The sequence below is a fragment of the Haloferula chungangensis genome (genome assembly GCF_042664875.1).
Taxonomy (GTDB): domain Bacteria; phylum Verrucomicrobiota; class Verrucomicrobiia; order Verrucomicrobiales; family Akkermansiaceae; genus Haloferula; species Haloferula chungangensis.
On record NZ_JBHTBS010000003.1, the window covers coordinates 354,084 to 375,149 of the forward strand.

Genomic DNA, 21,066 nt, shown 5'->3' on the forward strand with positions numbered 1-21,066 from the left:
GGGACTTCAGTCGCCATCCGAGCCAAAGGCGCTCAGAGAGCCCTTCCCTAAAGCGGGCCCTTAAGCCAATCCCACCGCTTTCCGGACGCGATCGAGCACCACATTTGCGGCCTCACGGGCCTTCTCCGCGCCGCCTGCCAGCACCTGATCGACAAATCCCGGATCCGCCATGAGTTCTTCGCGGCGCGCCCGCATCGGAGCAAAGTAATCCCAGTAGGCCTCTGCCAGGCGCTTCTTGAAGTCGCCATAGCCGATCCCGCCCTTCTCATGATCCGCCACCAACTGGGCGTAGGCCGCATCATCGGCAAACAGACGGAAGAGCGGCAAAATCAGCGAATCTTCGGTGGGCTTCGGATCCTCCACCGGCGTCGAATCCGTCGGAATCTTCATCACCAGTTTCTTCGAAGGCTTCTCCACCCCAAAGAGCGGCAAGGTATTGTTGTAACTCTTGCTCATCTTCTGGCCATCAAGACCGGGTACCACCGCCGAGTTCTCACGAATGATTGGCTCCGGCATCACCAGCGTGCCTTCGCCATACGCCTCGTTGATCTTGCCTGCCAGATCGCGCGTCACTTCAAGGTGCTGCTTCTGATCCTTTCCCACAGGCACCAGATTCGAATCGTAGAGCAAAATGTCCGCCGCCATCAGCACCGGATACGCGAAGAGCCCGTGATTGGGTGAAATCCCCTTGGCCACCTTGTCTTTATAGGAGTGACACTTTTCCAACAGGCTCACCGGGCACACGCTCGAAAGTATCCACGCCAGCTCATTGACCTCCGGCACGTCCGATTGACGGAAAAAAACCGCCTTCTTGGTATCCAGACCACAGGCCAGGAAATCCACCGCCAGCTCGCGGGTATACTCGCGCAGCTCGTCGGGATTTCTCACCGATGTCATCGCGTGATAGTTCGCGATGAAATAGAAAGCATCGCCTTCTTCCTGCAACTTCACCGCCGGTTCCATCGCGCCGAAATAATTTCCGACGTGAAGTTTTCCGCTCGGTTGGAGACCCGTCAAAATCCGCATGGCGCGGACCATGAGAACTCCCGCCGCGGCGGTCAAGACCTCCAATAGGGAGAAGGACATCGAAAATCCATTGCAGTGCATCGGCCCACCGGACATGCGCAAAACGAGCCCGAACGCCCTCTCCCCACTCTCCCCATTCTCCCCCTTGCGCGTTATCCCTCTTCATCTACCCTGCCCCATGCCTTTTGAGTGTCGTGGAGCCCGTTGCCAGGCTCCCAGATGGATCACCTTCACCCTCCTCACTGCCGGAGCCTACCATGTGATGTTTGGAGCATGGGTGAATATCTGGCCACACATGTGCTTCGACCTCGCCGGGATCGAGCGACCGAACCATCCGGCGCTGTGGCGTGGCATCGGCCTGCTTTCCGCCGCGCTGGGCATTGGCTTCCTCATCTCTGCCCGCTCCCCGATCCGGCACTGGCCGATCGTCCTCGCCGGCTTCGCCAAATTCAACCTCGTCATCCTGACCTTCCTCTCATCACTGCTTGATGAAAAGCTCCCCGGGCACCTGCTGCTGCTTGCCATGGTCGACGACGTCATCTGGTGGTTCCCCTTCGCTGCCATCCTCTGGGTCGCCGCCCAGGCCCACATGGGTCGCCCCCCCAGTCGCGAGGCCCCTCTGAGCCTCGACGAAGCGGCCCAGATCTATCGCCTCTCCTCCGGCGAAACCCTCGCCGAAGCCAGCAAGAACAAGACCCTCGCCATGGTCTTTCTGCGCCATTTCGGCTGCACCTTTACCCGCCAGATTTTGCGCGAACTCCAGTCGCTGAAAGAAGAAACCGATCGTCATGGTGCGCGCCTCGTGCTGGTCCACATGCTCGAAGAGGGCGCGGAGTCCAGCTACCTCGAACCACGCAAGGGCATCGCCCGCATCGCCGATCCGATGTGCGAACTCTACCGCGCCTTCGGCCTCGGAAAGGGCGGTTTTTTCGAACTCTTCGGACCTCTTGTTCTCTTCCGCATGAGCGTCTCACTGATCCGGGGCTGTGGTGTCGGGCACCTCGCCGGCGATGGATTGCAAATGCCCGGTGCCTTTCTTTTCCGCAATGGCGAGATCATCAACGCCCAGCGTGCGCACGATCAATCCGAACTCCCCAACCTCCCACGTCTCTTCGAGGGCCAACCCGAACCCTCGACCAATGAAGCTGCAAATGCCTGATTTTTGCCGACTCGACAACTCGGGCAAAGTCGGGGCTTCTCACTTCTCATTTCTCGTCTTTAAATCCGCCCGAGATGTTTTCCCAGGAACCGATTGAATGGCCGGATGAAGTTGAGATTCTCGTTGATCGACTTGAAAGCGAATCCGCCGAACGCGCGCTCAGCCGCGAAGAACGAGCGCTGATGGACGTTTACGAAACCGTGCCCGTACTCGAGAGCGAGGACGGATTGCATGACTTTTGGCAAAGTGGCGTCGATCACCAGCGGATCATCAACTCTTTTGACCTCATCGGCGCCACCACACTGGTCGACCCTCTCAACGCCAGTCGATGGTGCCAAACCAAAAGCGAGGATCGCAATGACTACAGCGGGACCGAATCCGACTACCTCGCCTCGATTGAAGAAGAAGTTCCCGATGGCCTCGATGAGCTCGTCGACCTTGTTCTCGCATTCATCGAAGAAGAGATGGACCAATGAACCCTCCCAACCCGCTTCGTCCGGATCGTCCGGCGAAGACGGGCAAACCATGCCCGCAGTTCGTCTGCTTCCCCGCTCTCCAGCGGGGGCCAGCCAGCAATTCGGCGGCCTGAAGCCCTGATTTTTTCCAAATTGTTCGTGCAGGTGCTTTGACTTGAAGATTAGCGCTTCAAGTCGATCCTCCCCCGCACCACACTCCCGCCATGCCCGATCCCGCTCCGAAAACCAAACGCGCCCGCGTCAATGTCCGCCGTCCCGATGTGATGGAGAAGGTCACGGCGGAAGTCGAAGCGCACTACCGGTCATCGATCGTTGAAAAGATCCGCAGCAAGGGCGGCGAGCTGATCATCGGCGGAACCACCATCCGGCTCGCCCAGCAGTTCGGCTTCTGCTACGGCGTCGAACGCGCCATCGATCTCGCCTACGCCGCACGCCGCGTCTTTCCGGATCAGCGCATCTACCTCATCGGCGAAATCATTCACAACCCCGAGGTCAACCGCCAACTCGTCGACATGGGCATCGTCTCGCTTCCCTGGAAGGAACTCTCCGACGACTACGACAAGCTCGAAGAAGAGGACGTCGTCATCGTCCCTGCCTTCGGCGCACCGACATCCTTCATGGACAAGATCGCGGAGCGCGGTTGTTACGTCGTCGACACCACTTGTGGGGATGTGATGAAGGTCTGGCGCCGGGTCCGTACCTACGCCAAAGAAGGCATGACCTCGATCATCCACGGCAAGGCCGGCCATGAGGAAACCGCGGCGACCGCATCGCGCGCACTCGGCGACGACGGCACCGGCCACTATGTCATCGTCCTCACCCTCGACGACACCGATTTCCTCTGCCGCTACATTCGCGAAGGTGGCGACCGTGATGCGTTCTTCGAGCGCTTCAAGGGCGCCCTCTCACCGGGCTTCGATCTGGATGAGCATTTGAAAAGCGTCGGCGTTGCCAACCAGACGACGATGCTCAAGAGTGAAACCGAAGAAATCCAGCGTCGCGTCCGTCAGGCCGTCATCGATCGCGATACGACCGAAGAACGCTTCAAGGTCTTCGACACCATTTGTGGTGCCACGCAGGAACGCCAGGACGCGCTTTTCGAAATGCTGCGCAAGCCGATGGATCTGCTCCTGGTGGTCGGCGGCTACAACAGCTCGAACACCACTCACCTGGTGGAGATCGCCGAACAGGAACTCCCAACCTTCTTCATCCGCAATGCCAAGTGCCTGGACTCGCTCGAACAAGTGATCCACTTCGATCTCCATCAGAAGACCGAAGTCGAAAGCACCTATCCGAAGGATCTCCTCAGCGCGGAAAAGGCCATCATCGGCATCACCGCCGGCGCGTCCTGTCCTAACAACCTGATCGAAGACACGATTCTCCGCATCTTTGCGCTGCGCGGCATCGATGCGGAAACGGTGGCCGCCTCGTAAACGATTAGTCGGCGTGCAGTGCCTCGATGCGTTTTTCGACATCGGCGGCATCGTTTTTCATGCCGGCCTTCTCAAAGACGGTTTTGAGCAGGTGGAGCAATTCCCAGTCGTTCGGCCAGAGATTCTGACCTGCGATCAGGATCTCGATCGACTTGTTCCATTCCTGGCGTGCCATGTAGTACTCACCAAGGCGCGTCTCCATCGGAAGCAGCACCGCAGGGGGCATCATCAGACTCGCCAGTCTCTGGCGGTCCGCCGCGGCACGGAACCAGTTGAAAGCGCTTCCCATATCTTCTTTTTTGCCCGCCATGGAGATCAGCCCCCGCAGCTCACTCGCCATCACCTCCATCGCCTTGAAGCTCCTCAGCCACGGTGAACGCTCGCCCGCAGCAACGGCAAGGTCACGGGTCTGAACAAAGCGACCACCGAGCTCACTGATGTCATTGGACACTCCACGGGCGTCATCGAGACGCTTGTTTTCAACCGAGATCCGGCCGGCAAGCACCGAGGCATAGGCCTGATAGGACCACACGACGAGTGACTTCTGACCGTAGGCCTTCGCCTGCTCCACCGTCGGGAGCAACTTCAACGCACCCTCGAGGTCACCCTTGCCACCACGGCGCATCAAGATTCTAACAGCAAGTGTCTTGCCCTCCCAAAGGAGGAGGCGACCACCTTCGCGGGCGGCATCGTCGGGTTTCACTTCGATCTGACCCACGGCTTCGGCCACGGCCAGGGCCGATTCGTAGTCACCCATCGAGGCCATCGCCACCGCCCGGTAGCACTCCGCCTTGATCCATCCCGGGCAGCCGGCGAATGTCAGGCCGGTGTGTTCCATCCACCCGGCATACATTTCCGCCGCCTTGCTGAAGGCAGCGCTAGCTGCGCTGTGGTTTCCGCAGCGCCATTCGTAGTGCCCCAGCAGATGCTGATAGGGTGGAAACTCAGGAGCCATCTCGACAAGCTTGCGAGCCAGGGGCAGATCCTCATTCAGGTTGGGCGCTTCCGCACGGATCGCCAACAGGCCATAGAGCAGGTAAGGAACATCCGGATGTTTTTCCACGACAGCGCGCAGTTCGTTCTCGGCCCTTTCCTGGTCTGGAGTCGCATCGCCCGTTTCATCATATCCGCTGCGACCTAACAGACTGTTGAACAGCACCGCTTGGGGATCATTTGGATAATCTTCCACCATCTTGGCGAACGAGCTCGCAGCTTCGCCCGGACCATCCCGCAGCAGCTTGACCAGACCGAAGGCGTAGCGTTGTTCCAAATCGGATCCCACTCCCTCATCGACCAATGCCATCAATCGATCCAATGCCGCTTCCCTTTCCTCAGCAAAAACAAGGTCGGACTGGAGCAGCGACAAGAGCACTCCGACATGCGCCATCAGGCAGTCCGGATCCTTCTTGAGAGCCTCACAGAAATGCCGGTAGCCCTCGTAGTCCCAGCCACCGTGCACACACGCAAGGCCCCGAAGAACGTCCTCCTGAGCCTTGGGGTCGGACGTCGTCACGGCCATCACCACTCCCTTGCCCACCTTCGGAGCCTCGGGAGCCGGAAGCTTCGCCACTTCTTCTGCTAGAACGGCATTCACCGCCGGCACTTTGCCATCCGGCTTCGCTTCATCCGCCACCGCCAGCGCACACGTCGCCAGCACTCCGATTAAAATCATCTGCTTCCGCATGACTGGACGATGCTGCCAAGTCTCACTTCAGTCCAAGCAAAACACTCCGGCATCATCCGCAAAATCCGCGCTGGCCCACGACGCCCCGCCGGATAGAGTCCGCGCCATGAAACTCGGAGTCATCGGTTGCGGAAAAATGGGCAGTGCATTGATCGGAGGAGCCATTCGAGCGAAAGCCATCGAGGTCAGCCAGGTCATCGGCTTCGACCCCTACCCGGCGGCCGCCGAGGCTTTCACCAGCGCGACCGGGGCGCCCACGACTGCCGAGCTCGCGAATCTGACCGACTGCGACACCTTTCTCCTTGCCACCAAACCTCAGACCGCCGCCGACGCGCTCCACTCCCTCAAGGAATCCGGCGTCCGCGATGCCGCTCTGGTCTCGATAGCCGCGGGTCTGACCATCGAGTGGCTTGAAAAGCATAGCCCGGAGGGTTTTCGCATCGTCCGCAGCATGCCGAACACGCCCTCCCTCGTCGGCAAGGGAGCCAGCGCCTTCGCCCGCAGCAGCCACGCCAACGACAACGACGCCGCCTTCGCCAGCAAGCTGCTCGGCTCCGTGGGCCTTGCCGTCGAAGTCCCCGAGTCGATGATCGATGCCGTCACCGGCCTTTCGGGCAGCGGTCCCGCTTACATCTACCTTGCCATTGAAGCCCTCACGGACGGCGGCGTGGAAGTCGGACTGCCCCGCGAACAGGCACTCCAACTTGCTGCCCAGACCGTGCTCGGCGCCGCCACCATGGTGCTCGAGACCGGCCGCCCGCCCGCCGAGCTCCGCGACAATGTCACCTCGCCCGGTGGCACCACCGTGGCCGGACTCGCCTCGCTGGAAAAGACCGGCTTCCGCAACTCACTAATCCGTGCCGTGGCCGCCGCCACCGCCCGAGCCACCGAACTCGGAAAGGGCTGATTTTCGCTTTCCGACTCCCCTCTCACTTCCTAGTTTCCCGCCATGCGCTCCCGATTGTTTCTCCTCGCCGCCGCAGCTCTCTTCGCCTCCTGTGGCGACGATTCCGATCTTCCGCCGATGGTTAGCGGTGGTGGTGTCAACAATAGCTACGCCGACGCCCTTTACGAAAAGGCGCAAGCTTATGAACAGCAAGGCAAGCGCAAGAAGGCCATCAAGCAGTACGACAAACTCGCCGACGACGTTCCGCTCGCCAACAAAGCCTCCGAAGCCCGCTACCGTCAGGCCAAACTTCTCGAAGAAGAAGGCGAAACCCTCAAGGCCTTCGATGCCTATCAGGAGCTCATCACCCGCTACCAGGGCAGCGGTCACTATCAGGAAGCCCTCGATGCCCAATCAAGAATGGCCTTTGCCGCAGCCGATGGCGACATCAAGAACAGCTTCCTCGGCCTGAAATCGAAACTCGCCCCCGACAAGATCGCCGGCATGCTTCAGAAAGTCGCCGACAATGCGCCACGCTCCGCACTGGGCGCGCGGGCTGAATACAAGATGGGCGACATCTACGCCGAGCGGAAGGACATCAACAAAGCCGTTCTCGCCTACCGTGGCGTGGTCGAAGGCTACCCCGACTCCCCGCTCGCTCCCGAAGCTCAGTTCCGCATCGGTGAAATTCTGATGAAGCAGGCCCAGGAGGGAAATCAGGACCAGGCGAATCTCAATCGTGCCCGCGAAGCATTTGAAGACTACCTCAGCCAGTTCCCCGGACACAAACGCAACGCCGAAGCACGCAACCTGATCAAAAGCCTCGGCAGCCGCGACATCAAGAACACCTACGACATTGCTCAGTTCTACGAGAAGAAAGGCAACATCGCTTCCGCCAAATTCTACTATCAGGAAGTGGTGCGCATCTCGAAGTCGGGCGAATACTACGACAAGTCAAAGGCTCGTCTCGATGCCCTCGGAGGAAACTAATTGATGCCTCCAACCATGCGTTTTTTCTCTCTGCTTCTCTGCCTTCTCCTCAGCTCTTGCGGAGGCTACCAACTCGGCGGGGTGAAACCCGCCATCATGCGTGACGTCGAGACCATCGCCATCCCGATGTTCAAAAACGACACCCTCCACCCGAGAGCGGAAACCCTGGCCACCAGCGCAGCCACCGATGCCTTCGTGCAGGATGGCACCTACCGCATCGCTACCAGCGCTGATGCCGACGCCATTCTCGAAGCAACGCTTCACGAAATCGACTACACCCAGATTCGCTCGACGCGTCTCGATACCCTTCGTCCTGAAGAGCTCCAGAACTCCGTCACCATTGTCTGGGTCCTGCGTGATACCCGCGATGCCAACCGCGTGCTTGCGCGTGGCTCCTCCGTCGGGGTCTCGCGATTCTTCGTCGACTCCAACCTCCAGACCTCGCGGAACAACGCCCTCCCCGATGCGCTTGAACGTGCCAGCCAAGCAATGGTTTCACGTCTCGCCAACGGCTTCTGAACCAGGAGACGGGCCCGGACCCGCTCAAACCAGCACGTTCCCATGCCTTTCATCCTCGTCCCTACGCCCATCGGCAACCGCGACGACATCACCCTGCGTGCCGTCGAGGTCATGAAGTCCGCCGACCGCATCGCTTGCGAAGACACCCGCCACTCCGGCCCGCTGCTCTCCCACCTCGGGATCACCGGCAAGCCGCTCATCTCGCTGCACGAGCACAACGAGCAACGCCGCCTGCCCGAACTCATCGAAGCTGCCAGATCGGGTGAAACCATCGCCGTCATCTCCGACGCCGGCATGCCTGGCGTGTCCGACCCCGGCTACCGGCTCGTCCAGGCGTGCCTGGAAAACGACATCCCCTTCGAAGTCCTCCCCGGTCCCTCCGCCGTTCTAACAGCCCTGATCGGATCCGGCTTTCCCTGCCATGCCTTTCACTTCCACGGCTTCCTTTCCGTAAAAAAGGGAAAACGTCTCGCCGCCATGGAGGCCGGTCTCGAGGCTGAGGGGACCACCATCTTCTTCGAGTCGCCGCATCGCATCGTCTCCACCCTCGAAGTCCTTGCGGGAGCCCATCCCGATGCCCGCTGCTGTGTCGCCCGCGAACTCACCAAGAAGTTCGAGACCTACCACCGGGGCACCGCCGGCGAGTTGTTAGAACAATTCAGGAGCCACCCACCCAAAGGCGAGATTGTCTTTCTGATCACCGGCAAGTAAAAGCCCCCAATTTCCAAATCTCCCAAATCCTTCATCACGTGCTCGCTTTCTCAACCTGCTGGAACAACTCCCGCCACTCCGATGGCGAGGCAATGGTCGACGAGATCCTCGAGTTCGGCATCGATCATCTGGAGCTCTCGCACGGGATGACCATCACCAAGCTGCCGGGAATCCAGAAGGCTTTCGAAGAGGGCAAGTTCACCTGCGTCGGCGTTCACAACTACTTTCCCTCACCCGTCGAGGTCATGATCGACGCGCCGGATGCCTACGAGTTCACCTCTCACCGGGCTTTCGACCGTCAACGCGCCATGGAAATGACCGAGCGCACGCTCGAAGTCGCCGGCAGGTTCAAGGCCAGGTATCTCGTCCTCCACATGGGCTCCGTGCCGCTCAAATCATCCAAGTGGACCAAACCGCTGACGAACCTGGTAGGTGACGGTCAACGCGACACTCCCGGCTACGCCGCTGAGCGGCTTGCCTTCGTCAGAAAGCGCGAAAAGGTGGCTCCTCTCTACTATCAGCGCGCCATCGATGCCCTCGAGCATTTCGGCGAACTCGCCAAAAAGCACGGGGTGAAGCTCGCCATCGAATCCCGCTCGCGCTTCGAAGATATGCCGACCGAGCGGGAAATGCTGCGCCTCCAGCAGCACTTCGCCGATCACCCGTGGATCGGCTACTGGCACGACTTCGGTCATGTCCAACTCAAGCACAACCTCGGTCTCCTTGATCACAGCGAGTGGCTTGAAAGCATGCAGCCCTACACGATTGGCGCCCACGTCCATGACGTCCAATGGCCCGCCCGCGATCACCGGGTTCCCTTCACCGGTGAACTGGACTACAAGAAGCTGTTAGAATACTTCCCCAAAGACTGCCCCCTCACCTGGGAGCTCTCCCCCACACGCAAATCCGCTGAGATCCGCGAGGCGCTGGCAGTGTGGCGACACCTCTTCCCGGAGCGCTGCTAAATCCAATCGCCGTCCCGTTTGGGATGGTTCATGGCAGCCGTGGACTTCAACTTCAGCCCACGGCCAAATCAACGACCCCGACGGGGTGCGGCATCAATAAACGTCCCGCTGGTAGCGTTTGTCCTTCTTCAGCTTGGAGATGAATTCCTTCGCTTCATCCTCACTCATCTTGCCATGGGTTTCGGCAATCTTGTGAAGAGCGGCATCCACGTCCTTCGCCATGCGTGACGCATCGCCGCAGACATAGAACGCCGCGCCGTCCTCAAGCCACTTCCACATCTCGGCACCGTGCTCGATCATCAGATTCTGCACGTAGACCTTCTCCTTCTGGTCACGTGACCATGCCAGGTCGAGGCGCTGAAGCGTGCCGTCCTTCTGGAAGGCGGTGAGTTCATCCTGATAAAGGAAATCGGTCGCCTGGTGAGGGTTGCCGAAGAGCAACCAGTTGCCACCCTTGGCACCCGAAACCTTGCGCTCTTCGAGGAAAGCTCGGAAAGGCGCGATGCCGGTCCCCGGACCGACCATGATCAGCGGAGTATCCCCGCTTTCGGGAAGACGGAAGGCCTTGTTAGAGTGAACGAATACGCCCGGATTGGTGCCATCGGAACGATCGGAAAGATAAGTCGAACAGATCCCGCCACGCTTCCGGCCATGCGAATCGTAACGCACGATACCCACGCAGAGATGCACTTCACCCGGATGGGCATTCGGACTGGAGGCGATCGAGTAGAGGCGTGGCTGGAGCTTCTTCAGGATGCCGACGAATTCATCCGCATCCGAGAAATCCGCCGGATGATCAACGACGAGATCGATCAGGTCGCGACCCCAGCAAAAGTCTTCGAAGGCTTTCTTGTCATCAGCTTCGACAAGTGAGCGAAGGTAGGGCGAACCACTCCTCGGCTGCCATTTCTGGATGACCGACTTGTTGATCGTGCCGATGTCATAGAACGAAATCAAAGCCTCGCGCAGGGAAACCTCGCGGCCATCGGGAAGCTCGACTTCCGCATTGGTGCGGAAAGCAAGGTTCTCAAGGATCTCGTCGACCACTTCAGGGGGATTCGTCGGAAAGACACCAAGCGCATCACCCACCTCGTAGCTCAAGTCCGAGCCATCTAATGAGATCTCCACATGGTAGGTCTCCTTCTCACCACCCGTGTTGAGGTTGTAGTTCTTGAGAATCGTCGATGGGAAGGGATGCTTCTTGGAATAGCCCTCTTCGACTTGATCAAGAACTTCTCCATTGCTTGATGACGGCTGACCCGCTGGAGCCAAGGCCCCGATCACCGCATCCGACCACTCTTTGAAGGGATCATCGAAATCGACGTCGCTATCGACCCGTGCCGAGATCCGGCTCGCGCCGAGCGCTTCGAGACGCAGGTCGAAATCGATGCCGCACTTGCAGAAATCCGGATAGTTGGTGTCGCCCAAGGCAAGCACCGAGTAGCTGACGCCTTCCATCTTCGGAGCCTCGTCGCTGAGGATCCAGTTGTAGAGTTCTTCGGCATTATCCGGCGGCTCACCGTCTCCATAGGTCGAAGTAATGATCAGCAGGTTCTTTTCCTGAGGAAGTCGGCTGCGATCGTAGGTCGCCATGTCGTGAACCTCGGGTTCGAAACCGCCCTTCTTCATCCGCTTCATCAACTGCTTGGACAAGCTCTCGGCATTCCCGGTCTGGGAACCCCAGAGGACGGTTACGGGCACGGTTGGACCGGCTGGAGCCGATGCGGTAGCACCACCGGCGAGGGCCTCACTGAGGAATTCCTCAAGCCATGCGCGCTGTTCGGGTGAAAATGGGGCGTCTTCTGGAAGCTTGATCATTTTAGTAGAAAAAAAACCACCGGCGGCGGGCCGCGGACAATGGACTATAGGGTTGACCGTTCAAGCGCGTTTCACGCCAGAACAGGGGCTGAATTCATGCATTTCGCTCGATTGGGACCTGAATGGCATTCATGAGGCCCCATCAATCCGCGAGAAGTTGCTGAAATCGTGGGAGAATTTTGCGATAGAGCGAGTTTTTTCCTCCCCGCGATAGTTGCTCGCCCACGGATTCCACGGGATTGTCGGAATCGACCGGTCCAGGGGACTCCGAGACATGGCCGGGAGCGGCGACGCGGCGAAGCAGGTGGCTCGAACCCGTCTCGCGGATGACCTCGATGGTGACGTCTCCCGCCCGGATCACCAGGGAACCCAGCGGCGACGAAGACTCGTCCGCCACGAGGATCGCCCTGACCGCGCTGCCCGCTGAGGTTTCGAAAGAATAGCTTCTCGCACCTTCGTCCTGACGCTTGTCGGCAAGATCGAGTTCCAGTCCATCACGCCATTTTGCCTGCACCACCAGCCACGCCAGCAACTGCAGCGCCGTCATCCGGTTCGCGGGGTGATGGCGAATCTCGACCGATTCGACGGAGTCCAGAGCATCCAAAGCGACAGGATCATCGAAAAGGGCCGCCACGGAGACGCGGAACTGAAAACTCCGCGTCCAGGAGAGGTCCTGAGGAACAATCCGACTCGATCCCTCCATCGCTTCGGCCACCTTTCCAAACGACTCCTGAGGATTTGACCACTCGGAGCTATCGAAAACAAACCGATCGATCAAACTGTAGAAGCGTTCGGAAAAAATGGGGCTCAACTCACCCTGCCACCAGAGTATCAGCGGCAGATCCGAGTTCAGGTGAGCAAATACGGTGTTGCGCAGACGACCCGTCGCGCGCCCTGTCAGAGCAAACGACAATTGCTCGCAGCAAACCGACTTTTGCCCGTGGGAAAGGTGGCAATGCGCGGTGATCCACGCTTTGATCGAAGTCTCCTCTACGCTCCGGTCGATGCCGACCAGCAAGGCGCGGCAGGCGTGCTCACGAGTCAGTTCGCGCATCGCCTCGGAGTTTTCCACGAGAGATCCCGGTTTCTCGGAGTAGACGGCCAGATTCACCAGCGAGGCATTGGTCCGGGCATCGTCCTCGGCCCAGAGCTTGTGCAGTTCCTTATCGATGCCACCGATCGGCACCTCGCGGCCGAGTTCGGGGTGTATGGATAACGTTTCGTTCATCGCTCTGGGAAATTAAAGTCGGCGCCACTCGTGACCATCTTCCTTCAGCAGATCATCCGCTTCTTTCGGACCCCAGGTTCCGGCCACGAATTCGGCCATCGGAGGTGGATTGTCGCTCTGGTGCCAGGCGTGTTCGATGTGGTCGATGAAGCGCCAGGCTTCCTCCACTTCGTCGCGCCGGGCGAACAAGGTCGCGTCCCCCGCCATGGCATCGAGTAGCAATCGCTCGTAGGCCTCCGGGCTGCCTTTTCCAAAACTCGTCGAGTAATGGAAATCCATCTTCACCGGCTCCAGCCGCAGGCTCGTGCCCGGGATCTTTGAAACCATGCGAAGTGAAATCCCTTCATCCGGTTGAATCCGAATCACCAGCACGTTGCCGCCGGGAACGCCCCCGGGAAGCGCATTGAAGAGCACGCAAGGGGGCGCCTTGAAGTGCACCGAAATTTCCGTTGCCTTCTTCGGCAGCTGCTTGCCCATCCGGATGTAGAACGGCACGCCGCTCCAGCGCCAGGTATCGATCATCAAGCGCACCGCCACGTAGGCTTCGGTCATGCTTTCGGGATCCACCCGGTCTTCTTCGCGGTATCCTGGCACCGATCGCCCATCGACGTGGCCCGCCGTGTACTGGGCACGCACCACATTCTTGGCAACCTTTTCCGGAGTATCCCACTGGCGCAGCGAACGAATCACTTTCACCTTCTCATCCCGCACCCCATCGGCACTCAAATCAGTCGGCGGCTCCATCGCTACCAAGCTCAAGAGCTGCAACAAGTGGTTCTGAACCATGTCGCGCAGCGCTCCGGCCTTGTCGTAGTAACCGCCGCGGCCACCTTCCATGCCGAGATTCTCCGAACAGGTAATCTGAATCTGATCGATGTAGCGGCTGTTCCACAATGGCTCAAAAATCGCGTTCGCAAAGCGCAGCACCATCAGGTTCTGAGCGGTTTCTTTGCCAAGGTAGTGGTCGATCCGGTAAGTGTCCTTTTCCTCGAACGTCCGATTCACCACCTGATTCAGATGCTGGGCGGTCGCGAGGTCCGTTCCAAACGGCTTCTCGACAATCACGCGCGACCAGCATCCTTCCGCCGCCTTGCTCAGACCGGCGGCCTTCAATTGCTCGAGGATGTCGTCAAAGAACTCGGGAGCACTCGCGATGTAGAACAGGTGATTGCCCTTCCCTCCGCGTTCGCGATCGATCTCATCGAGCCGCTCCGCCAAGCGCTTGTAGCCCTCGGCATCAGTGAACTCGCTCTGATGGTAGTGAATGTTCTGCACGAAGCTCGACCACAGCTCTTCATCGTGACCGCTGCGAGAAACCTTTCGGTTCAGTTCTTCCAGACCGCTACGGAATTCCTCGTCGCTCTTGTCGCGACGGGCAAAGCCGAGGATTTTCACACCTGGCGGCAGTTCCCCATCAACCGCGAGGTTGTAAAGGGCCGGAACCAGTTTGCGGTGGGTCAAATCCCCGGTGGCACCGAAGATGACAACGGTGCAGGGTTGAGGACGACTACGGGAGACCAGATCTTCGCGGAAAGGATTACTCATTTGCGGACCAGCGGTTTGCCTCATCCAAGCCTTGGGTGGAAGTGAAATGGGCATGAATTTCGATCACAGCAACAATGAAGCCCGCCACCCCTCGAAATCCCGACGAAAAACGGGTCACCAATTGGTCACCCGCCACCATGCAGCCTCAGCACTACCCCAGCACACCCTCTCCTCAAGACCTCAGATCTCCATCACCCTCTTCGAACCATCGCCTGAGGCGCAGCCTTTTACCCGACGCGACGCCTCATAAACACAAAAACGCCCGGAGTTTCCTCCGGGCGTCTTTGAAATCTGAAATCGGAGAACCGATTAACGCGAGTAAAGTTCGACGATGAGCTGCTCGTTGACGAGCGGATCGATGTCGGAACGCTCTGGAACACGCTCGACAACGCCGACCATGCTTTCGCGATCAAGGGTAAGCCAATCGACGAGTGGCACCGACTGAGTCAGGTCCATCATGCGAAGCGCAAGCTGCTGAGCGGATGGCTTGCCACCGATCTTGATCTTGTCACCAGGCTTCACCTGATAGCTGGCGATGTCGACCTTCTGGTCATTCACGAGCACATGGCCGTGATTGACAAGCTGGCGAGCCGCAGCGCGGGTGTTGCCGAAGCCGAGGCGGTAGCAAACGTTGTCGAGACGAGTCTCGAGCAACTGAAGAAGGATCTCACCGGTAATGCCACGGCGACTTGCTGCTTCTTCGTAGTATCCACGGAACTGCTTTTCGAGCACACCGTATTGGAAACGAAGCTTTTGCTTTTCACCGAGGGCGATCGAGTAATCGCTCTTCTTTTTACGACCTGCGCGGAGACCGTGCTGGCCCGGTGGGAAATTGCGGCGTTCAAGCGCCTTGGATGAGCCAAAGAGAGCCACACCAAAACGGCGGCTGATCTTTGCGCGGGGACCTGTGTAACGTGCCATGAGTCAGAAAAGTTCGTAGATTATACGCGGCGGGCCTTCTTCGGGCGGCAGCCGTTGTGTGGGATTGAGGTGACGTCGTTGATCGCAAGGATGTCAACACCCAGACCTTGGACGGCACGGACGGCAGACTCACGACCGGAACCAGGTCCCTTGACGCGGACTTCAGCTTCCTTGAGGCCGTGACCCATGGCTTGGCGGCAAGCATCCTGCGATACCACCTGGGCGGCGTAGGCAGTGCTCTTACGTGAACCACGGAAGCCCATCTTGCCAGCGGTCGACCAACCGATCGTATTGCCGGTCGCATCGGTCACGGTGACGATGGTGTTGTTGAAAGTGGCGGTGACGTGAACGATACCCTTGGTGACGTTCTTCGACTTCTTCGCCTTGTGGATCTTGATCTGGCCCTCTTCGGCACCAGCGATCTCAGCAAAAATGTCGCGCTTCTCTTCCTTCTTGTGACCGCCTTCAGCGACTGCAGCTTCTTCAGCCTTGGGAGCTTCAGCAGCTTTTTCAGCTTCAGCAGCCTTAGGAGTCTCGGTGGACTCCGCAGCAGGAGCTGCGGCAGCAGCGGTTTCTTCCGGAGCCTCTGCAGCCGGAGTTTCGTTCTTCGTTTCTTCGTCAGCCATCTTGGATGATTAGTTGGATCTTAGTCCTGATTATTTCTTAACACCCATGGTGCGACGCTTGCCCTTACGGGTGCGTGCATTGGTGCGAGTGCGTTGGCCACGAACTGGAAGACCACGCTTGTGGCGAATTCCGCGAACGCAGTTGATGGAAGTGAGACGCTTGAGTTGCGACTGCTTTTCGCGGCGCAGGTCACCTTCAATGATGATGCCTTCGCTTTGAATAACCGTGCCGATCTTCACCAGCTGATCTTCGCTCAGTTGACCTGTGCGGAGGTTAGGGTCAATGCCAGCCTGATCAAGAATGCGGACAGCTGTGTTGTGTCCGATTCCATAGATGTAGTGGAGCGACGCCTCGATGCGCTTCTCGTTGGGGATTTCGATACCGAAAATTCGTGCCATGGGACTCTTTGTGTGAGCGGTTCCGCAATCACGGTAAAAACGGCAGGTAGCCGTTGCTTACAGCGGAGCGGGCGGGCTGTTTAGCAGAGGATTGGGGGCTGACAAGTGGGAAATCGATAATTTACCGACGATTTTTCCTAATTTCCCCAATCCCCCCGCCGATTCGGCTCCTGTCCTTCATCCGACTCGACAAAACAAAGCCCAGCTCTAGCTTCGCTTGCAGTCTGTAAGTCCCCAAAACATGGAAGATACTCTCGCCGACCCGCCCGCACCCGCCACCTCCGAAAATCAACTCCCTCCAGATGATGTCGCTGCGATCGACGAGCTCGGGAAAACCTACGCCGCCCTCAAGGCGGAACTGGGGAAAGCGATCATCGGTCAGGAGGAAGTTATCGAACGCCTCGCCATCTGCCTCTTTGCCCGTGGCCACGCCCTGCTGATGGGGGTTCCCGGTCTGGCCAAGACCCTGCTCGTCTCGTCGGTCGCCCAGACACTCGATCTTTCCTTCAACCGCATCCAGTTCACTCCCGACTTGATGCCTGCCGACATCACCGGCACCGACATCATCCAGGAATCCGGTGTCGGCGGCAAAAGGGAGTTCGAATTCGTCAAGGGACCCGTATTTTCCAACATCGTCCTTGCCGACGAAATCAACCGCGCCCCGGCCAAGACCCAGTCGGCCATGCTCGAGGCGATGCAGGAGCTCAAGGTCACCGTCCTCGGCCGCACCTACGAACTCAAGCCGCCGTTCTTTGTCCTCGCGACCCAGAACCCGGTTGAGCAAGAAGGCACCTACCCGCTTCCCGAAGCCCAACTCGACCGCTTCATGTTCCTCATCGAAGTCGACTATCCGAGTGCCGAGGAAGAAAAGCAGATCGCCCGTGCCACCACCGGCTCGGCCGTCGCCAAACTTGAGCACCTTCTCAATGGCGAACGCGTGCTCGCCTTCCAGTCCCTCGTCCGCCGTGTCCCGGTGCCCGAGCATCTCTACGACTACGCCGTTTCGATCGTCCGCAAAACGCGCCCCGCCGCCAGCGAGTCGCCCCAATGGGTCCGCGACCTCGTCGCCTGGGGTGCCGGACCGCGTGCCGTCCAGTATCTCATCCTCGGCGCGAAAGCCCGAGCCGCCCTGCGAGGAAACTACATGGCCAGCATGGATGACCTCGAAGCCGTCGCTCCCTCCGTCCTCGGCCACCGCGTGATCACCAACTTCGCCGCCGAGTCCCAGGGCATGACTTCCAAGAAAGTCGTCGAACGTCTCATATCGGAAATGCGGGACGCATGACCTACGATTTCCTAGATAGCGAGCTCCTCTCACGCCTCGGCGCGTTGCCGGTGGAGTCGCGTGTCCCGATGATGGGAAGCATGGCCGGCCGACACCGTTCGCCACACCGTGGCTCGTCGGTCGAATTCGCCGAGTATCGGAAATACGTCCCCGGCGACGACACCCGCCGCCTCGATTGGAAAGCCTTCGCGCGCTCCGATCGATTCTACATCAAGGAATTCGAAGCCGACACCAACTTGCGCGCTTACTTTGTCGTCGATGCCTCCGGCTCGATGAATTTCGCAGGCCAGGGCGAATCCAAAGTCGCCTTCGCGCGCCGCATTGCCGCCTCGCTTTCCTACCTGTTAGTCAACCAGGGCGACGCCGCCGGACTCTCCGTCTGCACGGAAAAGCTTCACCTCGAAGTCCCACCGAGCCGCCGCCCGGCCCACCTTCAGCGGATTTTCGAAACGCTGCGCACCCTCGAACCCGAAGGCGAAACCGGACTCGTCCCGGCTCTTCATCAGATCGCCGAAAAGATCGGCCAGCGCGCCTTTGTCGTCATCCTCTCCGACCTCTTCACCGAACCCGAGGGCTTTTCCGAAGCGCTCCAGCACCTCCGTTATCGAAAGCACGACATCTCCGTCTTCCACCTGATGGACCCGCAGGAACTCTCTTTTGAGTTCGAGCGCCCTCACCGCTTTGTCGACATGGAAGACGGCACCTCGGTCGTCGTCGAACCGACCCTCGTCGTCGATGAATACCATCAGGCCCTCAACGAATTCATGAGCTCCGTCCGTGCCAAGTGCCACGACGCCAATGCGGACTACCAACTTGTCCCGACCGACACGGCTCTTGAGCCGCTCCTCCGCGAATTCCTAACAGCGCGCCTGCCGAAGAAGGGAGGGCGCTGAAGCCAATTTCCAATGATCAATTTTCCAATGCCAAAACGGATGAGTTCAGATGGAAGAAGATCCCAAATATGACCTTGAGGAACGTACATTCCAGTTCGCGCTGCAAATCCGACTCTGTATCGCGAGGCACAAATGGACGCCGGACCAGTGGACCGACATCAAGCAAGTCCTACGCTCATCGGGTTCCGTCGCGGCCATTTACACCGAAGCCAACAACGCATTCTCCAAAGCCGATTTCTTCCACCGAATCGGAATCTGCAAAAAGGAATCGGGCGAATCGAAGCTCTGGCTACGACTTCTTGGCTCGACCAGTACTACGACCGAAGCCAAATCCGATCTCCGCATTCATTTCAAAGAAGCCGACGAACTCGTCCGCATCTTCTCGAAAATCCACGGCTCCTCTCAATGAAACCCCGCACTTTATACATTTCCGTTTTGGCATTGGAAAATTGATCATTGGAATTTGTTCCCGCCACCTCACCCGCCCTCTCACCTAGCCTCACGTGTTCTTCCTACAGTCAGCGATGCTCTGGGGACTGTTCGCAGTCTCGATCCCCATCATCATCCACCTGCTCAATCGCCGTCGCCACCGGACGGTCCAGTGGGCGGCGATGCAGTTTTTGCTGAAGGCAACCCGCGAGTCCCGCGGCAAGAAGCGCCTGCGCCACATCCTCATTCTCACCTGCCGCGCTCTCGGCATTGCCGCCCTCATCTTTGCGGCGGCTGTCCCGGTGGTCAGCAAGTTCTTCGGACTCGGCAGTGGAAAGCCCGATCTCATCGTCCTCATCTTCGATCGCTCGGCCAGCATGGAAGCCAATCCGAAAAATGGCACCATCCCGCGTCGCGAACTCTCGCTCCAGCGCCTCCGCGACGCCTTTGCCGATCTCGAAGGCACCCGACTCGTGCTCATCGACAGTGCTTCCGGCATTCCTCAAGACGTCCCCTCGCCCGATGTTCTTGCCGAGCTTTCCGCGACCGCCGTCACCGACACCAAAGCCGACCTCCCCGGCCTTCTTTCCACCGCTGCGGAGTTTCTCGCGGAGACTCCGGGTCGCGCCGAAATCTGGGTCGCTTCCGATCTGCAAAGCACCAACTGGTCGGCCAACGACAGCCGCTGGGATTCCGTCCGCGCCTCTCTAACATCCCTGCAGCAGCAGCCGCGTGTCCGCGTTCTCGCGCTCGGCGGAGAAAACGCCGACAATCAAACCATTCAGATCCTCTCGTCCCGCAGATCCGGCACGAACCTCCTCCTCGACCTGCGCATCGCTCGTGGCGGCGATGCCAGGAGCCCCCTTAATCTTCCTGTCACCATCAACATCAATGGTGCCCGGACCACCGAAAGCGTTACCATCCCCGGTCAGGAAATGCGCTTCATCAAAACCATTCCGCTGCCCTCTCCCGATGACCACGGACACGGTTGGGTCTCGATTCCCGGCGATGGCAACCCGCGCGACAACGTCGCCTTCTACGCCTACGGTCCGGCTCGACCGGTCAAATCCAGCGTCGTCGCTGCCGGGGAAGCCGCAAGTTACCTCGACCTCGCCGCCGCCCCCGATGGCTTCGGAGGACAGAGCGCGGATACCATCCAAGGCGCTGCCGCCGCCTCGCTCGTTACCGCCGACCAGTCCGCCATCCTCTGGGCGGAACCTCTCCCCAGCGGCCCCATCGCCGCCGAACTGGAACGCTTCCTCAGCGAAGGTGGCCAAGTCATTTTCTTTCCCCCCAGCGCCGACTCGGACAACAGCTTCCTCGACATCAGTTGGTCCGCCGTGGGAGTCGCCGAAAGAGACCAGTTCTTCATCCTCGACAGCTGGGACCACGACGATGGTCTCCTCCGCGATGGCATCGACGGAACGCCCGTCCCCGCCGACCGTCTCCGCGCGGTCAAACGCCGGATCCCGGAAGGTGAAGCCTCCGTGCTCGCCCGCTGGGACGACACCCAGGCCTTCCTCGTCCGACGCGTCGTCGGTCGCGGCACCGCCTGGTTCATCGGGTCACTACCCGACTACACCTGGTCAAACCTCGGCGATGCCGATGTGCTTCTCCCTGCGGTTCAGCGCGCCGTCCTCGCCGGTGCCGAGCGCTTTGATTCCGGCTACCTCGCCACCGTGGGAAGCTCCGTCGCCGAAGTGAAAGCTGATGAAATTCGCGAACGTCTCGACGACTATGGCAGCGATGCCAAAGCCGAGCCGGAGTACCTGGCCGGCATCCAGAAGCTCGGTGAGCGCACACTTGCCATCAACCGCCCCGCCTCGGAAGACATCCCCGACGTCATCGAGCGCAGCGCCCTAACAGGCCTCATGGAAGGCACGGACTTCTCGCTTTTCGAAGACACCAGCAGCTCCGGCCGTGAGAACGTTTCGCGAGGCATCTGGCGTGGCTTCCTCATCGCCATGCTTTTCTTCCTGCTCTCCGAAGCGCTCCTCTGCCTGCCGGGTAAACCCGTCGCCACCCACACGAGCCCACGTCCACCGGTTCAACACGCCCGCTGATTCCCGCCTT

The 21,066-nt window shown here is 59.4% G+C and carries 20 protein-coding genes; 12 read left to right on the forward strand and 8 right to left on the reverse strand.

The genetic code is table 11. The features are described 5' to 3' along the window. Nucleotides 1-60: 60 nt before the first annotated feature. Nucleotides 61-1,026 carry a tryptophan--tRNA ligase gene (trpS, locus tag ACFQY0_RS08140; protein ID WP_379711493.1) on the reverse strand — a complete coding sequence of 322 codons (966 nt, stop codon included), beginning with the start codon at nt 1,024-1,026 and terminating at the stop codon, nt 61-63. Nucleotides 1,027-1,204: 178 nt separating this feature from the next. On the opposite strand from trpS, the gene ACFQY0_RS08145 reads away from it, so the two are divergent. From ACFQY0_RS08145 to ACFQY0_RS08155, 3 genes are all read left to right on the forward strand, one after another. Next, nucleotides 1,205-2,185: an AhpC/TSA family protein gene (locus tag ACFQY0_RS08145; RefSeq protein WP_379711192.1), complete on the forward strand. Its 981-nt coding sequence runs from the start codon at nt 1,205-1,207 to the stop codon at nt 2,183-2,185. A gap of 74 nt (nt 2,186-2,259) precedes the next feature. Continuing rightward, nucleotides 2,260-2,661 (forward strand): hypothetical protein, encoded by a 402-nt coding sequence (locus ACFQY0_RS08150; RefSeq protein ID WP_379711195.1) that lies wholly within the window; start codon nt 2,260-2,262, stop codon nt 2,659-2,661. A 203-nt stretch (nt 2,662-2,864) separates the two neighbouring features. Then, entirely contained in the window at nt 2,865-4,094 is a 1,230-nt protein-coding gene (locus tag ACFQY0_RS08155; protein WP_379711197.1) for a 4-hydroxy-3-methylbut-2-enyl diphosphate reductase, read from the forward strand. A gap of 4 nt (nt 4,095-4,098) precedes the next feature. Here the strand turns inward: ACFQY0_RS08155 and ACFQY0_RS08160 are convergent, their stop codons facing one another. Then, nucleotides 4,099-5,766, reverse strand: coding sequence for a tetratricopeptide repeat protein (locus ACFQY0_RS08160; RefSeq protein WP_379711199.1), 1,668 nt, complete (start codon nt 5,764-5,766; stop codon nt 4,099-4,101). 118 nt (nt 5,767-5,884) lie between these two features. Here ACFQY0_RS08160 and proC point away from each other — a divergent pair, with 118 nt between their 5' ends. Genes proC through ACFQY0_RS08185 form a run of 5 tightly spaced genes read left to right on the forward strand, consistent with a single transcriptional unit; the run spans nt 5,885 to nt 9,849 of the window. Continuing rightward, the gene (proC, locus tag ACFQY0_RS08165) at nt 5,885-6,685 is read left to right on the forward strand and encodes a pyrroline-5-carboxylate reductase (protein ID WP_379711201.1); all 801 of its coding nucleotides are present in this window, start codon (nt 5,885-5,887) and stop codon (nt 6,683-6,685) included. 42 nt (nt 6,686-6,727) lie between these two features. Beyond that, nucleotides 6,728-7,654, forward strand: coding sequence for a tetratricopeptide repeat protein (locus ACFQY0_RS08170; protein ID WP_379711203.1), 927 nt, complete (start codon nt 6,728-6,730; stop codon nt 7,652-7,654). A gap of 15 nt (nt 7,655-7,669) precedes the next feature. Further along, entirely contained in the window at nt 7,670-8,173 is a 504-nt protein-coding gene (locus tag ACFQY0_RS08175) for an LPS assembly lipoprotein LptE (protein ID WP_379711205.1), read from the forward strand. A gap of 42 nt (nt 8,174-8,215) precedes the next feature. Further along, nucleotides 8,216-8,884 carry a 16S rRNA (cytidine(1402)-2'-O)-methyltransferase gene (gene rsmI / locus ACFQY0_RS08180; protein ID WP_379711207.1) on the forward strand — a complete coding sequence of 223 codons (669 nt, stop codon included), beginning with the start codon at nt 8,216-8,218 and terminating at the stop codon, nt 8,882-8,884. A gap of 38 nt (nt 8,885-8,922) precedes the next feature. After that, nucleotides 8,923-9,849, forward strand: a complete 927-nt coding sequence (locus tag ACFQY0_RS08185) for a sugar phosphate isomerase/epimerase family protein (protein WP_379711209.1) — start codon at nt 8,923-8,925, stop codon at nt 9,847-9,849. A 93-nt stretch (nt 9,850-9,942) separates the two neighbouring features. On the opposite strand, the gene ACFQY0_RS08190 is transcribed toward ACFQY0_RS08185, so the two are convergent. The 6 genes from ACFQY0_RS08190 to rpsM all read right to left on the reverse strand — a co-directional run bounded on the left by ACFQY0_RS08190 (nt 9,943) and on the right by rpsM (nt 16,386). Beyond that, nucleotides 9,943-11,667 (reverse strand): diflavin oxidoreductase, encoded by a 1,725-nt coding sequence (locus ACFQY0_RS08190; protein WP_379711211.1) that lies wholly within the window; start codon nt 11,665-11,667, stop codon nt 9,943-9,945. A gap of 142 nt (nt 11,668-11,809) precedes the next feature. Next, the gene (locus ACFQY0_RS08195) at nt 11,810-12,895 is read right to left on the reverse strand and encodes a glucose-6-phosphate dehydrogenase assembly protein OpcA (RefSeq protein ID WP_379711214.1); all 1,086 of its coding nucleotides are present in this window, start codon (nt 12,893-12,895) and stop codon (nt 11,810-11,812) included. Nucleotides 12,896-12,907: 12 nt separating this feature from the next. After that, the gene (gene zwf, locus ACFQY0_RS08200) at nt 12,908-14,440 is read right to left on the reverse strand and encodes a glucose-6-phosphate dehydrogenase (RefSeq protein ID WP_379711217.1); all 1,533 of its coding nucleotides are present in this window, start codon (nt 14,438-14,440) and stop codon (nt 12,908-12,910) included. Nucleotides 14,441-14,749: 309 nt separating this feature from the next. Further along, entirely contained in the window at nt 14,750-15,361 is a 612-nt protein-coding gene (gene rpsD / locus ACFQY0_RS08205; protein ID WP_379711220.1) for a 30S ribosomal protein S4, read from the reverse strand. 20 nt (nt 15,362-15,381) lie between these two features. Then, nucleotides 15,382-15,987: a 30S ribosomal protein S11 gene (gene rpsK / locus ACFQY0_RS08210; RefSeq protein ID WP_379711224.1), complete on the reverse strand. Its 606-nt coding sequence runs from the start codon at nt 15,985-15,987 to the stop codon at nt 15,382-15,384. A gap of 30 nt (nt 15,988-16,017) precedes the next feature. Then, the gene (gene rpsM / locus ACFQY0_RS08215; RefSeq protein ID WP_379711227.1) at nt 16,018-16,386 is read right to left on the reverse strand and encodes a 30S ribosomal protein S13; all 369 of its coding nucleotides are present in this window, start codon (nt 16,384-16,386) and stop codon (nt 16,018-16,020) included. 241 nt (nt 16,387-16,627) lie between these two features. Here rpsM and ACFQY0_RS08220 point away from each other — a divergent pair, with 241 nt between their 5' ends. From ACFQY0_RS08220 to ACFQY0_RS08235, 4 genes are all read left to right on the forward strand, one after another. Continuing rightward, on the forward strand, nt 16,628-17,671 hold the full coding sequence (locus tag ACFQY0_RS08220; protein ID WP_379711230.1) for an AAA family ATPase: 1,044 nt from the start codon (nt 16,628-16,630) through the stop codon (nt 17,669-17,671). After that, nucleotides 17,668-18,564 carry a DUF58 domain-containing protein gene (locus tag ACFQY0_RS08225; RefSeq protein ID WP_379711232.1) on the forward strand — a complete coding sequence of 299 codons (897 nt, stop codon included), beginning with the start codon at nt 17,668-17,670 and terminating at the stop codon, nt 18,562-18,564. Before ACFQY0_RS08220 ends, ACFQY0_RS08225 begins: the two co-directional genes overlap by 4 nt. Nucleotides 18,565-18,613: 49 nt before the next feature. Continuing rightward, on the forward strand, nt 18,614-18,973 hold the full coding sequence (locus ACFQY0_RS08230) for a four helix bundle protein (RefSeq protein WP_379711234.1): 360 nt from the start codon (nt 18,614-18,616) through the stop codon (nt 18,971-18,973). Nucleotides 18,974-19,067: 94 nt separating this feature from the next. Next, nucleotides 19,068-21,056 carry a BatA domain-containing protein gene (locus tag ACFQY0_RS08235; RefSeq protein ID WP_379711235.1) on the forward strand — a complete coding sequence of 663 codons (1,989 nt, stop codon included), beginning with the start codon at nt 19,068-19,070 and terminating at the stop codon, nt 21,054-21,056. Nucleotides 21,057-21,066 lie beyond the last annotated feature (10 nt).

Coding starts and splice junctions, on each gene's coding strand:
- zwf (WP_379711217.1), bottom strand. CDS start 14,440: ATGAGTAATCCTTTCCGCGAAGATCTGGTCTCCCGTAGTCGTCCTCAA.
- proC (WP_379711201.1), top strand. CDS start 5,885: ATGAAACTCGGAGTCATCGGTTGCGGAAAAATGGGCAGTGCATTGATC.
- ACFQY0_RS08155 (WP_379711197.1), top strand. CDS start 2,865: ATGCCCGATCCCGCTCCGAAAACCAAACGCGCCCGCGTCAATGTCCGC.
- ACFQY0_RS08175 (WP_379711205.1), top strand. CDS start 7,670: ATGCGTTTTTTCTCTCTGCTTCTCTGCCTTCTCCTCAGCTCTTGCGGA.
- rpsM (WP_379711227.1), bottom strand. CDS start 16,386: ATGGCACGAATTTTCGGTATCGAAATCCCCAACGAGAAGCGCATCGAG.
- rpsD (WP_379711220.1), bottom strand. CDS start 15,361: ATGGCACGTTACACAGGTCCCCGCGCAAAGATCAGCCGCCGTTTTGGT.
- ACFQY0_RS08230 (WP_379711234.1), top strand. CDS start 18,614: ATGGAAGAAGATCCCAAATATGACCTTGAGGAACGTACATTCCAGTTC.
- ACFQY0_RS08195 (WP_379711214.1), bottom strand. CDS start 12,895: ATGAACGAAACGTTATCCATACACCCCGAACTCGGCCGCGAGGTGCCG.
- ACFQY0_RS08225 (WP_379711232.1), top strand. CDS start 17,668: ATGACCTACGATTTCCTAGATAGCGAGCTCCTCTCACGCCTCGGCGCG.
- ACFQY0_RS08190 (WP_379711211.1), bottom strand. CDS start 11,667: ATGATCAAGCTTCCAGAAGACGCCCCATTTTCACCCGAACAGCGCGCA.
- ACFQY0_RS08160 (WP_379711199.1), bottom strand. CDS start 5,766: ATGATTTTAATCGGAGTGCTGGCGACGTGTGCGCTGGCGGTGGCGGAT.
- rpsK (WP_379711224.1), bottom strand. CDS start 15,987: ATGGCTGACGAAGAAACGAAGAACGAAACTCCGGCTGCAGAGGCTCCG.
- ACFQY0_RS08145 (WP_379711192.1), top strand. CDS start 1,205: ATGCCTTTTGAGTGTCGTGGAGCCCGTTGCCAGGCTCCCAGATGGATC.
- trpS (WP_379711493.1), bottom strand. CDS start 1,026: ATGCGGATTTTGACGGGTCTCCAACCGAGCGGAAAACTTCACGTCGGA.
- ACFQY0_RS08220 (WP_379711230.1), top strand. CDS start 16,628: ATGGAAGATACTCTCGCCGACCCGCCCGCACCCGCCACCTCCGAAAAT.
- rsmI (WP_379711207.1), top strand. CDS start 8,216: ATGCCTTTCATCCTCGTCCCTACGCCCATCGGCAACCGCGACGACATC.
- ACFQY0_RS08150 (WP_379711195.1), top strand. CDS start 2,260: ATGTTTTCCCAGGAACCGATTGAATGGCCGGATGAAGTTGAGATTCTC.
- ACFQY0_RS08170 (WP_379711203.1), top strand. CDS start 6,728: ATGCGCTCCCGATTGTTTCTCCTCGCCGCCGCAGCTCTCTTCGCCTCC.